Origin of the sequence: Lacticaseibacillus baoqingensis, assembly GCF_003946165.1 — a bacterium.
GTDB lineage: Bacteria > Bacillota > Bacilli > Lactobacillales > Lactobacillaceae > Lacticaseibacillus > Lacticaseibacillus baoqingensis.
Genome location: NZ_RHOI01000049.1, coordinates 1 through 13,022, shown reverse-complemented (window position 1 = coordinate 13,022; position 13,022 = coordinate 1). Strand labels below are relative to the sequence as shown.

Genomic DNA, 13,022 nt, shown 5'->3' with positions numbered 1-13,022 from the left:
CAGGTGTCTTTTTGTTATCTAAAAAGGGTCTAGCATCTCCAGTGTTGATTACTACCAACACCAAAAATTCTAGACCCCAAAATCGTTGATCTGAAATTCTGCCAGTAACGGGTACCGGTCAAAAAAACGGTTCAAGACGTTTTGCCAAACGACTTTGAAGCCGTCGCTGCCGGTCACAATGTTCAGTTCTGATTCCTTGTGATCGGTCGGCTTCATGATCACTTCGAGGTCACCGGAAGCGACCACCCCGATATGAACGGGATGGGCGATCGGTTGGGTCGCTTGATATTTGAAATGTAATTCTTCCACGATGGGACTCCTTTCATGATAAGGCTGCGGAGAGCTCGCGCTTTTAGGAGGCCAGCTAGCCTAGCCTAACGCTTTGCCGGTGTTCTTTGCCGGCGAGGCGTTAGGCGTAGCTAGATGCGCCTCCGTTGCGAGCTCGGAGCGCAACTAGATAAGGCTGCAAAACGCGGTGAACTTAGCCCGTCGACTAGCCTAGCGCAAGTCATTGCCGGTGTTCTTTGCCGGCGAGCTCGTCACACAACCAAGATAGACTGTTGCGCCGCCTTAGCTCCAGCTTCTGAACTTTGCCGGTGGGTTGTACAAACCCTTAGACCAATTGACCAGGTCTTCCATGTTCCGGGCCGCAAGCAGCGAGCGGGTCGCCTGGTTGCGATGGACGCCGAGGTCTTCGGGAAAGGCCACGATGCCGCGCTCGCGCAGGTCCTTGACCACGGCCGGATTCGACCGCAAGCCCACTGGGGTGACGCCGGCGATGGCTTCGATCGCGGCTTGGCGTTCGGCCATGGAATCAGTTTTGTACAGATAAGCGATCCCTTCTTCGGTGACGATGTGGGTCGTGTCTTCGGAATAGATCATGATCGGCACGTTTTGCAGCTTGGCTTCTTTGCGCACTTCCACGGCATCAAGAGAATCGACAAAGACCGGGCGCTTGTTTGACCCAAAAGTTTCAACCATCTGCACGACCAGCTTTTGGCCTTTGCCCAGCGGATCGTCATCAGCGCGCAGGCTCTGCCATGCTGGCGTGGAATGACGCCGGCCGCTTGGGTTAGAACCCATGTTAGGCGCGCCCCCGAAGCCAGACAGCCGACCGTTGGTGACGGTCGAGGAGTTGCCATACTGATCGATTTGAAGCGTGGAGCCGACAAACATATCCAGCGCGTATTGGCCAGCAACCTGACCGAACGCACGGTTAGAGCGCATGGTGCCGTCTTTGCCGACGAAAAAAACGTCAGGCCGCGCGGCGATGTATTGTTCCATGCCGACTTCGCCACCAAATGAATGGATCGACTGGACCCAGCCGGATTCGATCGCCGGGATCAGCGTCGGGGTCGGGTTCACTTCCCAGTTAGGCACGATCTTGCCTTTCAGTCCCAGCTGTTGGCCGTATGTCGGCAACAATAATTCGATGGCGGCGGTGTTGAAACCGACCCCGTGGTTGACGGACTGAACGTTGTGTTTTTCATAGATCCCACGAATCGCCATCATCCCCATCAGGATCTGTAGCTCGGTGATGTTCTGAGGGTCGCGGGTAAACAGCGGTTCAAGCTGGTAAGGTTCGTCGGCTGGAATGATGACATCGATCCAGTCGGCCGGAATATCGACCCGCGGCAGCTTGTCGACGACTTCGTTAGCCTGCACGATGACGATCCCGTCGTGGAAGGCTGCGGCTTCGACGATGACGGGGGTTTCTTCTGTGTTGTAGCCGGTGTACAAGTTACCGTCTTTATCGACTTTGTCCGCGGCCACCAAGACCACGTTGGGGATCAAGTCGACAAACAGCCGGGCGTACAGTTCCAGATAGGTGTGAATGTCCCCGACTTGCAGGGTGCCGTCTGCGATCATCTGTGATACCCGCGTGCTTTGCGGGCCGGCGAAAGAAAAGTCCATCTTCGAGGCGATCCCGTCTTCAAAAATATCCAAGTGTTCCGGCCGCGAAATGCTGCTCATGATCATGTGCAGATCGTGGACTTTTCCGGGGTCCACCGACGCCAGCGCTTTTGATAAAAATGACGCCTGCTTTTGGTTATCCCCTTCCAGCACGACCTTGTCGCCGGAAGCGATCAAGCCTTCCAGGATGATCTTGGCATCGCTTGTTTTGGCAAACTTGCCGGACAGCTTGTTGCTCACAGCTGAGAGCTTTGCCGCCTTGGCTTGGCGATGCGTTGTCCAATCACGTTCTTCGCTCATTAATAAGTACCTCTTTCCCATTTATTCAACAAAAATACGGCGTCTGATACGCTCATTTGATCCAAATTGATTTGGTGCAGGTCGCCGAACTTCTGGCCTAAGACCTTACGAAACGGCCGCCCGGGTGAAAAGTTCACGATACTGTCCGGGGCGTAATCGCAAGCGACGCTCATCATCGCCTCAAAATACACCGGATGGACCAGGTTATTGCTCAGGTCTTCTCGCACCGGCGGCACCTGCCGCACGGCGCGGCCTGAGTAGTTCGTCAGGTAGATGCCGTTTGGCTTGGCCAGCGTAACATCGGCCAGCACGGCGGCTAAGCGGGTGCCAACTTCTGCCATCAACGGCGAGTGCGACGGTACCGGTACTTTCAGCCGGCGGGCAAGGACCGCCCCGGCCTGCTTGGCCAAGGCCACGACCCGATCGATCGCAACCAGTTCACCGGACAAGGCCGTTTGATCTTCAGCGTTTTGGTTCGACGCGAACACCGGGTGTGCCGGATCGTTGACTTGTGCCACCAGCGCTTCAACTTCTGCGCGGGTCAAGCCGACGATGACGCCCATGCCGTAACCATCAGGATAGGCCCCTTGCATCAGCTCTGCACGCCGCTTGACCACGCGGAACAAGTCGTCTTGTTGCAAACTGCCGATCGCATACGCCGCCGCAAACACCCCGAGGCTGTGTCCAGCAACCAGGTGTGGCTTGCGGCCTGCCGCTTGCATCGCGTTGACCTGCGCCACTTGTTGAAGGGCAATGCTGACTTGGAGCTGGACTGAATCTCGGTAGCCCTCATCGCTATCCAAAAGCTTAAGGTTCAGCAAGTGCTCCACATGCTGACGCAACGCGGCATCGACCGGTTTGAGCATGCCGGCACTTTGCCCCCCTTGACCGGGGAAAATCCATAATGAATTCATGATTGACCTTCTCTCTTGATGATCCGATCGCTCTCACAAGGTTACTGTAAGCCAAATTAATAACGGTGTATAATGAGTTTATCTTATAGGTATAACCGTTAGTTATTAATCGGAGGACGCTCATGAATCTCGCACAGCTTCAAGGCTTCGTCTATACCGCGCAAACCGGGAGTATCACCCAAGCCGCACGCCAAGCCCACATCAGCCAGCCGGCCATGACCAAAATGATCCAAGAATTGGAAAAAGAACTCGATGTGCCGCTGTTTGATCGCGTCGGCCGCGGGATCCAGATCAACGATGCCGGGCGGTTGTTTTTGAATTATGTCGAATCTGGTCTCGACCAAATCGAAGAAGGCGTCGAGGCCATCGCCAAACCGACGACCACCAAGCGCCCGATCCGCCTGCTGGTCGAAGTGGCGTCAGCTTTGATCCCCGACATTATCCGCACGATCAATGAGATCTACCCGAGCGCGTCGATCCAGTTGACCCAGCGCATCACCGCAGTCAACGAGACCCGGGAATTTGATTTCACCATCTCCACCCGGATCCCGCGGCCCGACAGGCGGTCTGTGCCGCTTCTCAATGAAGAGATCCTGCTCGGCAGCGCCGGCCCCAAGCTGACGGCACATCCGTTTATCGATCCAGCCGAGCTTGCCGGCCAACCGATCGTGTCGCTGGGTTACCACACGCCGTTGCGAAACACCTTGGATCAATACTTTGAGACGCGCGGGATCGATCTGAATTACCAATACGAATCCGACGACCCCGACAGCATCCGTGCCATGCTGGCCGCCGGCATCGGGATCGGTTTTATTCCTTCAGTCACTTGGGCGGCAACAGGCAAACAACTTCACCTCGCGCGAATCACCCCTGACCCGCCGTTTCGCACCATCTACTTGACCGAGGGCCAGGCCAAAGAAGACGTCCGCACGCGCAAGGTCGCCAACGCCTTGGTGGCCTTGTTTGTTGACGCCCGGACACGCGCATTGACCATCTGACGCCGACAAGTTTTGCTTGCAAACGCACGATTAACTCGTTACACTGACGTCGACGACTCCCACCGATCGCCTCTCACAAATCCGAAACAAGGTGGGATAACCTAATGAGTGAGACCAAACCGCTCGAACCAGCCGCCGATATCGGCGACTATTTAAAACTGGGCGCATGTACTGCCGTCATGTCGCAACCGATCATGAGTTACGCCTTGGCGGCCGGCCCCAGCATCGGCGCGCAAACTGGGATCGCGATCCTATACGATCTCGTCAAGTACACCGCGCCAGCCTTTATTTTTGGCATTCTCTACACGACGACGCGAACGACTATCGCCAACCGCGAACTGACCTATGGCCACTACTTGAAAAACATGTGGCACGCGCTGTTCGTCCCGACCATCTGGTGGACGCTCATCTATTTACTCGTGATGCCGCAGATGCAACAGGTCGATCAGTATCATGACCTGGGCTCTTTTTTGTGGCACTTTATCAATGGGAACGCCGCCCCACACCTGTGGTACAACACCATGATGTTGCAATTCATCATCTTGATGCCGTTATTTTGGGCGATCGGACACTGGTGTGGGCACAACGCCAAGCGTGGGTTGGTGACGGCCGGCGGTGCGATCGTTATCGCAGCACTATGGCTATGGTTTTATGACACCCAGGTCTTTAACGGGCCGCATGCAAGCGACTGGTACCTGTTTGACCGGTTGTTCATCAGCTTCTTTATCTACGGGATCTTTGGCATGCTTGCTTGGCAATACCGCGACCGCTTTAACCGCGCCATCATGACTTGGTGGCCAGCGATCGCGATCGTTTTCATCGTGACTTTCTGGTGGACCAACCACGAATTGTTCAGCTACGGCTTCCCGGTTCAACTCGGCAACGCGCCGTATTACAAGCCTTCGATGACCCTTTATGATCTCGCGGCGATCGGCTTGTTCTCAGCGTTGTGTCTGTATCAGGTCAAAGCCCAGCGCCCGTTCACCAAGTTCGTCCACAAGTTTGCCGATTTTGCTTACAAAGCATATCTCTCCAATGTGTTTTGGTCCCAGTGCCTGTGGCTGGCATTCGGCAAAAGCCTTGCGACAAGCAACACCTGGGCCGGGATCCTGGTCGTCTACGTGCTGACGTGGAGCCTGTCGTTTGCTTCTGCATTCGGCCTGCACGCCGTGTGGGTCCGGGTCAAACCAATGCTTTTTAATTCTAAAATAAAAGCCGTCGATCCGACCACAAATGATGATTTAGCTGAGTGATGGGCAGACGGATCCGAACGCTCACCCGACGCAACTGGGCTACCTCAAACTCTGGACCCCGATTTTTCGAGCCCGCCTGACGCAACTGTTGGATTAGCGCGGATCAAAGCCAGTTTTCCGTAAGGTTTCTCAGCGCCGAGAAGCCTTTTTTCATTGTGATTTTGGTTAAGCTTGCCTGCGTCCGCGTCAACTCAAGACTGCTGGTGCTGAAGACCGCTTGTTCTTGCCTTTCCATAAGCAGATCATGGCTAAAGCACTCCCTTATGCCATCGGCGGCCGCATTGGCCAATCGCGCTTGTGCATGATGCTGTTAGGCCGGGTTTACGAAGACGAAGTGCAAGCCAGGTTTGGCCGCAGGAAATGATCGATCAATGCGAAGCCGACAACATTTTGCTGTAACACCAAAAAAAAGCCTAGGCCAATCGGCCTAGGCTTTTTTTGGTCCTTCACTTAGCGGATCGCTGCGAGGTCTTTTGCCCGTACATAATAAAAGACATCGACAAAATCCGGGTCTTCTGGTGCCGCCGCCACCGCCGCTAACGTGTGAAAAACTGCCATGTAACCTGGGATCGCTGGTGCGTGCAAAGCAGCAAAGTACGCCGTTGTGCGCGCTTGCCATGGCTGGTAAGTCACTGTTGGCACAGCAGCGGTATAATCGATCAGCGCCGTGCGCGTAAATGCTAATGTCGTATGCGTCGGGGCTTTTAAGGGTTGGCGGGAATAGAACTCTTGGTAAAGCACCGTTTGCGTGACTTGCCGGGTGAGATCGCGCTTAGCCACACCAGGCGGGTATACCGGGCTGTGCGGGTCATAAGGCACGATGGCGATCCCAGCTTCATGGCCATCTGGGCGCACCTGCACGGTTTTGGGATAATGGCGTGCTGAAGAGCGCGGTTGCGCCTTAAAACTGATCCCAAAGGCATGCTCAGTTATTGCCCCATGCGGTTTGTTGGGCACCAATTTAAAGCCATGCTGTTTGATCACTTGTCTTTCCATCTTCGGACCCCCTTTGTGCAACTGCTAACGACTTACTCTTAGCATACCTAAAACCGCCTCAACCGGGTCAAAAGTGGTCCCCCCTGCAGGCTATTATGCCATTTTGGCATAGATGGTCCCGGCTTTTGCCGGCTGCCAAGCCCATTAAAACCGCATTTGACATCGACTGTGAACCCCCTATACTGAAGGTAACTTACCTTTAATAAGGCAAAATCCAATGCTTAAGCCGCTAGGAGGCCACTATGTCAAACTTTACATCCCCACTTACCTTCAGATCCGGCGTCACCCTTGCCAATCGGTTGGTGATGTCGCCAATGACCACGCAACAAAGTTTTTATAACGGGACGGTCACCCGTGATGAGATCCAATATTATGCCGATCGTGCCCAAGGGCTGGGGGCGATCATCACCGGCGCCGCTAACGTGCAAGCTGGCGGCAAAGGGTGGCCCGGTGAGTTGTCCATTGCCGATGACCAAATGCTGCCCGAGCTGAGTGCCTTAGCCAAAGCGATCCAAGCCCATGGCACCAAAGCCTTCGTGCAGATCTTCCATGCCGGGCGGATGACGAATCGGGCCACTTTAAGCGGTGAACAGCCCGTGTCTGCTTCTGCAGTTGCCGCAGTACGGCCTGGCGCTGAAACCCCGCGGGCGATGACCGTCGAAGAGATCCATGCCACCATCCAAGCTTTTGGCGCCGCCACGCGCCGCGCGATCCAAGCGGGTTTTGACGGCGTGGAATTGCACGGGGCCAATACTTATTTGATCCAACAATTCTTCTCCCCGCATTCCAACCGCCGCGATGATGACTATGGCGGCACCCGCCAAAAGCGCTATCGTTTCATCGCCGAATTGCTCCAAAGTGTGTTTGCCGCAGTCGATCAATATGCCACGCGGCCTTTTGTCGTCGGCTATCGCTTTTCACCAGAAGAGTTCGAAACACCTGGCATCCGCTTTGATGATACCTTATGGCTGTTGGACCAATTGCGCGCCAGCCGGTTGGATTATCTGCATGTGTCCTTAGACCACTACGACCGCGTGCCTAGAGACTCGGCCCATCATGACCGCTCGATCTTGGCATCTGTGCATGCGGCACTGCAAGGCCAAGTGCCATTGATCGGCGTCGGCGGCGTGCGGGATCGCACCGATGTGACCAATGTCTTAAATGATGCCGAGTTGGTGGCAGTCGGGCAGCAATTGCTGTATGACCCGACTTGGGCCGTCAAACTCGCCAATGGGGCCGATGATGCCTTGATGGCGGCACCATTTTCTGAAGCTGTGGCGTTTACCCCGCTGAACACCCCATTATACAATTTTGCCGCCGCGCGCTACGGCAAGCCAACCAAGCCATAAGCTTCAGGCGTGAGCAGATTGCTTGCGTCGCTTGCCGGCATGCGCTACTATCATGTTAGTTGAAAGCGTCACGGATCCTTAGTCCCTACTAGGCCCTAGGTGAAGTGACGCTTTTTTGGTGGAGACTGGATAGAAAGAAAGTGACCTGATGTTTACGATCATCATGACCCACACCCATGGCAAAGCCCGCATCGCTTTTTTCCTGGCGCCTGCGATCATGCTCGGCGAAGTCTTGTGTGATTTGCAACAACCCACGCAAATGGCGCAGATCATTGACCATGGCTTGGCTCAAGGGGATGGCCATTATGTGCTGATGCATGCCAGCTTGATGTTAGGCTTTGCGTTGTTAGGCCTGATGTGCGGCGCGACTTGTGGCACCTTAGGCAGTTATGCGTCGTTGAAAATGGGCGAAGCGCTGCGCAGCGAAATGCTGACGATCGCCTTGACCAGCCGTGATCCAGCCGGATTGGCCCCGGCGACGTTGATCACGCGGATCACCAACGACGTCACCCAAATGCAAAACTTGGTGATGATGGTCACGCGCGGCTTGGTGCGCTCACCGCTGTTATTGATCGGCGGGATCGTGATGTCCACGATCGTCTGCCCGGACTTAGCGCCGATCTTGTTTGTGATCATGCCTTTGTTAGTGGTGTATCTGCTGGTGATCGTGCGCCGGTCGCTGCCGTTATATACGGCGATGCAACAAGCCGTCGACCGGGTCAACCGCAGCATGCGCGAAAACCTGCAAGGCGCCAAGACCATCAAGTCTTATGTGTTAGAAGACCACCAACTCACCAGCTTCAATGCCGACAACACCCATTTGCAAATGACCAGTCAAAAAGCCGCTTTGGCCACGGTCACTTTGGCGCCGGTGATCCAGTTGCTGTTGAACCTGGGGGTAGTGATCGCCTTAGGTTATGGCGGCAGCTTAGCGATCGCCAAAACCATCAGTTCCGGGCAGATCATCGCGTTTGTCAATTACATGATCCAAATCACCACCGCTATGATCCAAACGGTCAATATCATCACCGCTTTCTCCCGTGCCATCACCAGCGCCGCTCGCGTGCAAGCGGTCTTAGCAGAAAATCCGCCTGCCGTCAGCGCCACCGGCATGCCGCCAGTCGACGCCGCCATCGATTTTCACCAAGTGAGCTTCGGCTATGACGCCGCCGAGCCGATCTTAGCCAACATCAACTTGCACATCGATGCCGGCACCACTTGCGGGATCGTTGGCCCAACGGGTTCTGGCAAAAGCTCTTTGATCAACTTATTGACGCGGTCATTTGATCAATACACCGGCACGATCACTATTGGCGGGGTGGATATTCAGCAGTTGAGTTTGCCAATGGTCCATCAACAACTCAGCGTCGCATTGCAAGATTCGGTTTTGTTTTCAGGCACCATCGCCTCAAATCTCCGCTTTGGCGACCCGCAAGCCAGCGCCGCGCAATTAAGTGCGGCTGCTCATACTGCGGTTGCCGATGAGTTTATCGAGCCATTGCCAAAGCGTTTTGACGCACCGGTCGCACAACGCGGGAAGAATTTTTCCGGCGGACAGCGCCAACGCTTGAATCTGGCGCGGGCCTTTGTCCCCGACCATGCCATTGTGATCTTAGACGATGCCACCAGCGCCGTGGATCAAACCACCAACGCCCAGATCAAATCGCGCTTAGCCCAAGCGCGGCACGGTCAAACCACGATCATCATTTCCCAGCGCGTGACCAACGTGATCGCGTGTGATCAGATCATCGTTTTAGACGCCGGCAAGATCACCGCGCAAGGGACCCATGAAGAATTATTGACCCGCTCGCCATTTTATCAACAACTGGTGGCAACGCAGTTAGGAGGTGGGCGCTATGCAGCTGAATAACCGCCCGCACCGCAACATTCACCGCGAAAAAATCACCGTTGGCAACTGGCGCCCCACGGTCAAGCGCCTGTGGCATTATCTAGCTGACAGTCAAAAGCGCTTGTTCATTGTCTTCTTGCTCACCATCGTCACCACCGTGGTGACCATTGTCGGCACGCGCATCAACGGGATCGTTATTGACCGCTACATCGCCCATGCCCGCCTGCAGACCTTGTTGGCGGTGTGCGCCGCCATGGCTGGGGTATACGTCATCGCCAGTGTGTTTGTTTATTTTCAAAACAGCATCATCATCAAAGTCGCTCAAACCACCAGCACCCAGATCCGGCATGATGTCTTTGCCAACTTGCAGCACTTGCCCATGACTTATTTTGACACGCATGACAACGGGGATGTGATGAGCCGCTTGACCAATGATGTCGACAACATCAACACCGCTTTGATGCAGACCTTCGTCCAGTTATTCACCGGGATCATCAGCATTGTGGGGATGGGCGCGGCGATGTTGTGGCTGTCGCCGGTCTTGTTTGCCATTACGCTTTTGGCTACTGGGGCGACGTATTTGTTTTCACGCGGTGTCGCGCGGGTGACGCATCAGGCTTTTGCCACGCAACAAAGCGCTTTGGGCAGCTTAAATACCCAAATCGAAGAGTCAGTCTCTGGCAAGTTGGTGGTGCAATTGTTTGATCATATTGACGCGACGATGACGCATTTTGATCAAACCAATCATGACTACACCCAAGCGGCTTTTCGCGCCCAAGCTTTGTCCAGCATCATTGGGCCGTTCAACAACATGACCAATAATGTCGCGTATGTCTTGATCACCGCAGTCGGCGCCGTGTCGATCCTCGGGCATTGGGGCAACATCACCGTGGGCGTGATCTTCACATTTTTGATCTATCTGCGTAATTTTACTGGCCCGATCAACAACTTGTTGGACTTGATCAATACCTTGCAGCTGTCACTGGTTTCTGCCCAGCGGGTGTTTGCTTTGATCGATGAACCGCAAGAACAAGACGCCGCCAATGCCCGGGCTTTGACGCACACCGCTGGCAATGTGCAATTCGACCACGTCAGCTTCGCTTATCATACCCGCCCGATCTTGACGGATATCAACCTCACTGCCCATAGTGGCGACGTGATCGCTTTAGTCGGGCCGACTGGGGCGGGCAAAACCACGATCATGAACTTGCTGACCAACCTCTACCCGTTACAAGCTGGGCGGGTCTTGCTGGATGGCATCGATGTCACCACGATCAAGCGCGCCGACTTGCGCAAGCTGATCACCGTGGTCCAACAAGAATCTTACCTATTCACCATGAGCATCCGCGACAACATTCGCCTCGGCCGCCCCACTGCCGATGACGCCGCCATCATTGCCGCTGCTAAAGCCGCCAATGCCCACACCTTCATTACTCAGCTGCCAGACGGCTACGACACGATTCTAAGTGAAAATGCCCACAGCCTGTCGCAAGGCCAGCGGCAGCTGTTAAGCATCGCCCGCGCATTCATCACCCAAGCGCCGATCTTAGTGCTTGACGAAGCGACTGCGGCGATCGACTCCAACACCGAACGCCTGGTGCAAAGCGCCATGGCAAAGCTGATGCAAGACAAAACCAGTTTCGTGATCGCGCACCGCTTATCGACCATCCAAGCGGCGGATCAGATCTTGGTGATCGACAATGGCCAAGTGATCGAATCCGGTACGCATCAAAGCCTGCTGGCACAAAACGGCTTTTATGCACGGTTGTATAATAGCCAATTTGAAACGCGCAGTTGATCAAGCTGCCTGCCCGGAAGCACGTCTTCTTGGCAGGCAGCTTTTTTCGGTCAATTGCGCCCTTCAGCACCATCAATGAAGCCGTTTTATGCTAGAATAGTTCTAATTTATCCTTTTGGAGGCCCCATATGACACCGCAATTTGAACTGACTGGCATCCGTTACGTCGCAGACGCCCAAACCATCCTTCATGACATTGATTTAACCGTCGCGCCAGGGGAATATCTCACCTTGGCTGGGCCGTCTGGCTCTGGCAAAAGTACCCTCTTGCGCCTATTGGCGACGTTATTGACGCCCACCAGCGGCACCATTACCTATGCTGGGCAGCCGCAAGCCAGCTATGATAAGATCGATTATCGCCGCGAGGTTTCCTATTGTTTCCAGCAGCCGAGCTTATTTGGCGAAACTGTCGCTGACAATTTGCGGTTTCCTTTTGAGATCCGCAAACAAGCTTTTGATGATGCGCAAGCCACATCAGCCTTAGCCGATGTGGCCTTGGCCCCAACGATGCTGGAAAAGCCGATCACGAGCCTTTCTGGTGGTGAAAAACAGCGCGTGGCGTTGATCCGCAACTTGCTGTTCACGCCAAAAGTCTTGTTGCTGGATGAAATCACCACGGGCTTGGACCTCGACACCAAAAACATCATCCATGCCTTGATCACCAAACTCAATGCACAAGGCATCACCATCATCGCCGTTACCCATGATGAAGGCGAGATCCAAGCCGCACACCGCTTGATCCATCTGGTCAATGGCACAATGGAGGCACAACATGACTAATAATTTGATCGTCAGCCCGACCGCGCTGTTATTTGCTGTTTTGCTGGTCGTGATCGCCTTAGCGATCAACTTCAAAGAACATATCGGCTTGGAAAAAGACTTGATCACCGGCGTCATTCGCGCCGTGATCCAATTGACGGTGGTGGGTTACGTGTTGACCTACATCATCAAAGTCGACCGCGTTTGGTTGACCCTGTTGATGGTGGCGATCATCATTTTTAACGCCGCTTGGAATGCCCGCGGGCGCGCCAACGGCATTCCGCATGCCTTTGAGATCAGCTTGCTGGCCGTTTTCACCGCCACTGGCGCGACGTTAGTCTTGCTGGTATTAGCCAAGGCGATCCGCTTCACGCCTAGTCAAGTCGTGCCGATCTCGGGGATGATCGCCAGCAACACCATGGTCGCCACCGGTTTATGCTACCGCAGCTTGAACACCAGCTTCCACGACCAACGCCAAGCGGTGCTGGAACGGCTGGCCTTAGGCGCAGATCTCAAGCAAACGTCGATCACCTTAGTGCGCACCGCGATCCACTCCGGCATGGCGCCAACCATCGACTCGGCCAAAACTGTCGGCTTAGTTAGTTTGCCAGGAATGATGTCCGGGTTGATCTTTGCCGGCGTCGACCCGACTAAAGCGATCATGTACCAGATCATGGTCACCTTCATGCTCCTAGCCGCCACCAGCGTCGGCAGCGTCATCGCCTGCTACCTGGCTTATCCGCAGTTCTACAACTCCGACATGCAGCTTCGCTAAACCCAGAGCGGAGCAAGCCGGGTTTAGGGGTGTGGGTAAGGCAGCCTGGGTGCGTCGCGGCACGCGGCGTGACCGGGATGACTTACCCGCGACCCCGTTGGCTTGCGCAGCTCGACGA

General features: G+C 54.9%; 11 protein-coding genes and 1 pseudogene. 8 read left to right on the top strand and 4 right to left on the bottom strand.

Translation table 11 applies throughout. The features are described from left to right. Positions 1–69: 69 nt before the first annotated feature. From EKM91_RS13160 to EKM91_RS13150, 3 genes are all read right to left on the bottom strand, one after another. The gene (locus tag EKM91_RS13160) at positions 70–309 is read right to left on the bottom strand and encodes a malonate decarboxylase acyl carrier protein (protein ID WP_125754358.1); all 240 of its coding nucleotides are present in this window, start codon (positions 307–309) and stop codon (positions 70–72) included. Between the two features lie 261 nt (positions 310–570). Further along, the gene (gene mdcA, locus EKM91_RS13155; RefSeq protein ID WP_125754357.1) at positions 571–2,214 is read right to left on the bottom strand and encodes a malonate decarboxylase subunit alpha; all 1,644 of its coding nucleotides are present in this window, start codon (positions 2,212–2,214) and stop codon (positions 571–573) included. Beyond that, complete coding sequence (locus tag EKM91_RS13150; protein WP_125754356.1) at positions 2,214–3,128, bottom strand: ACP S-malonyltransferase; 915 nt, start codon at positions 3,126–3,128, stop codon at positions 2,214–2,216. The genes mdcA and EKM91_RS13150 overlap by 1 nt, the downstream gene beginning before the upstream one ends. Positions 3,129–3,250: 122 nt before the next feature. Here EKM91_RS13150 and EKM91_RS13145 point away from each other — a divergent pair, with 122 nt between their 5' ends. From EKM91_RS13145 to EKM91_RS14135, 3 genes and pseudogenes are all read left to right on the top strand, one after another. Next, positions 3,251–4,126, top strand: coding sequence for a LysR family transcriptional regulator (locus EKM91_RS13145; RefSeq protein WP_125754355.1), 876 nt, complete (start codon positions 3,251–3,253; stop codon positions 4,124–4,126). A gap of 104 nt (positions 4,127–4,230) precedes the next feature. Then, positions 4,231–5,379: an acyltransferase family protein gene (locus EKM91_RS13140; RefSeq protein WP_125754354.1), complete on the top strand. Its 1,149-nt coding sequence runs from the start codon at positions 4,231–4,233 to the stop codon at positions 5,377–5,379. 187 nt (positions 5,380–5,566) lie between these two features. Beyond that, positions 5,567–5,778 (top strand): annotated as a pseudogene (locus EKM91_RS14135) (aspartate--ammonia ligase); the annotation flags it as partial. A 51-nt stretch (positions 5,779–5,829) separates the two neighbouring features. Here EKM91_RS14135 and EKM91_RS13135 read toward each other — a convergent pair. Then, entirely contained in the window at positions 5,830–6,375 is a 546-nt protein-coding gene (locus EKM91_RS13135) for a mucin-binding protein (protein ID WP_125754353.1), read from the bottom strand. Between the two features lie 242 nt (positions 6,376–6,617). On the opposite strand from EKM91_RS13135, the gene EKM91_RS13130 reads away from it, so the two are divergent. From EKM91_RS13130 to EKM91_RS13110, 5 genes are all read left to right on the top strand, one after another. Next, positions 6,618–7,724 (top strand): NADH-dependent flavin oxidoreductase, encoded by a 1,107-nt coding sequence (locus tag EKM91_RS13130; RefSeq protein ID WP_125754352.1) that lies wholly within the window; start codon positions 6,618–6,620, stop codon positions 7,722–7,724. Between the two features lie 148 nt (positions 7,725–7,872). Further along, positions 7,873–9,594 (top strand): ABC transporter ATP-binding protein, encoded by a 1,722-nt coding sequence (locus tag EKM91_RS13125; RefSeq protein WP_125754351.1) that lies wholly within the window; start codon positions 7,873–7,875, stop codon positions 9,592–9,594. Continuing rightward, positions 9,581–11,371 carry an ABC transporter ATP-binding protein gene (locus EKM91_RS13120; RefSeq protein ID WP_125754350.1) on the top strand — a complete coding sequence of 597 codons (1,791 nt, stop codon included), beginning with the start codon at positions 9,581–9,583 and terminating at the stop codon, positions 11,369–11,371. The genes EKM91_RS13125 and EKM91_RS13120 overlap by 14 nt, the downstream gene beginning before the upstream one ends. Positions 11,372–11,499: 128 nt before the next feature. Beyond that, the gene (locus EKM91_RS13115; protein ID WP_125754349.1) at positions 11,500–12,150 is read left to right on the top strand and encodes an ABC transporter ATP-binding protein; all 651 of its coding nucleotides are present in this window, start codon (positions 11,500–11,502) and stop codon (positions 12,148–12,150) included. Further along, on the top strand, positions 12,143–12,904 hold the full coding sequence (locus EKM91_RS13110) for an ABC transporter permease (protein WP_125754348.1): 762 nt from the start codon (positions 12,143–12,145) through the stop codon (positions 12,902–12,904). The genes EKM91_RS13115 and EKM91_RS13110 overlap by 8 nt, the downstream gene beginning before the upstream one ends. Positions 12,905–13,022: the final 118 nt, after the last annotated feature.

Excerpts from the sequence above, each read along its gene's own strand:
- mdcA (WP_125754357.1), bottom strand. The coding sequence starts at position 2,214 with ATGAGCGAAGAACGTGATTGGACAACGCATCGCCAAGCCAAGGCGGCA.
- EKM91_RS13150 (WP_125754356.1), bottom strand. The coding sequence starts at position 3,128 with ATGAATTCATTATGGATTTTCCCCGGTCAAGGGGGGCAAAGTGCCGGC.
- EKM91_RS13145 (WP_125754355.1), top strand. The coding sequence starts at position 3,251 with ATGAATCTCGCACAGCTTCAAGGCTTCGTCTATACCGCGCAAACCGGG.
- EKM91_RS13140 (WP_125754354.1), top strand. The coding sequence starts at position 4,231 with ATGAGTGAGACCAAACCGCTCGAACCAGCCGCCGATATCGGCGACTAT.
- EKM91_RS13135 (WP_125754353.1), bottom strand. The coding sequence starts at position 6,375 with ATGGAAAGACAAGTGATCAAACAGCATGGCTTTAAATTGGTGCCCAAC.
- EKM91_RS13130 (WP_125754352.1), top strand. The coding sequence starts at position 6,618 with ATGTCAAACTTTACATCCCCACTTACCTTCAGATCCGGCGTCACCCTT.
- EKM91_RS13125 (WP_125754351.1), top strand. The coding sequence starts at position 7,873 with ATGTTTACGATCATCATGACCCACACCCATGGCAAAGCCCGCATCGCT.
- EKM91_RS13120 (WP_125754350.1), top strand. The coding sequence starts at position 9,581 with ATGCAGCTGAATAACCGCCCGCACCGCAACATTCACCGCGAAAAAATC.
- EKM91_RS13115 (WP_125754349.1), top strand. The coding sequence starts at position 11,500 with ATGACACCGCAATTTGAACTGACTGGCATCCGTTACGTCGCAGACGCC.
- EKM91_RS13110 (WP_125754348.1), top strand. The coding sequence starts at position 12,143 with ATGACTAATAATTTGATCGTCAGCCCGACCGCGCTGTTATTTGCTGTT.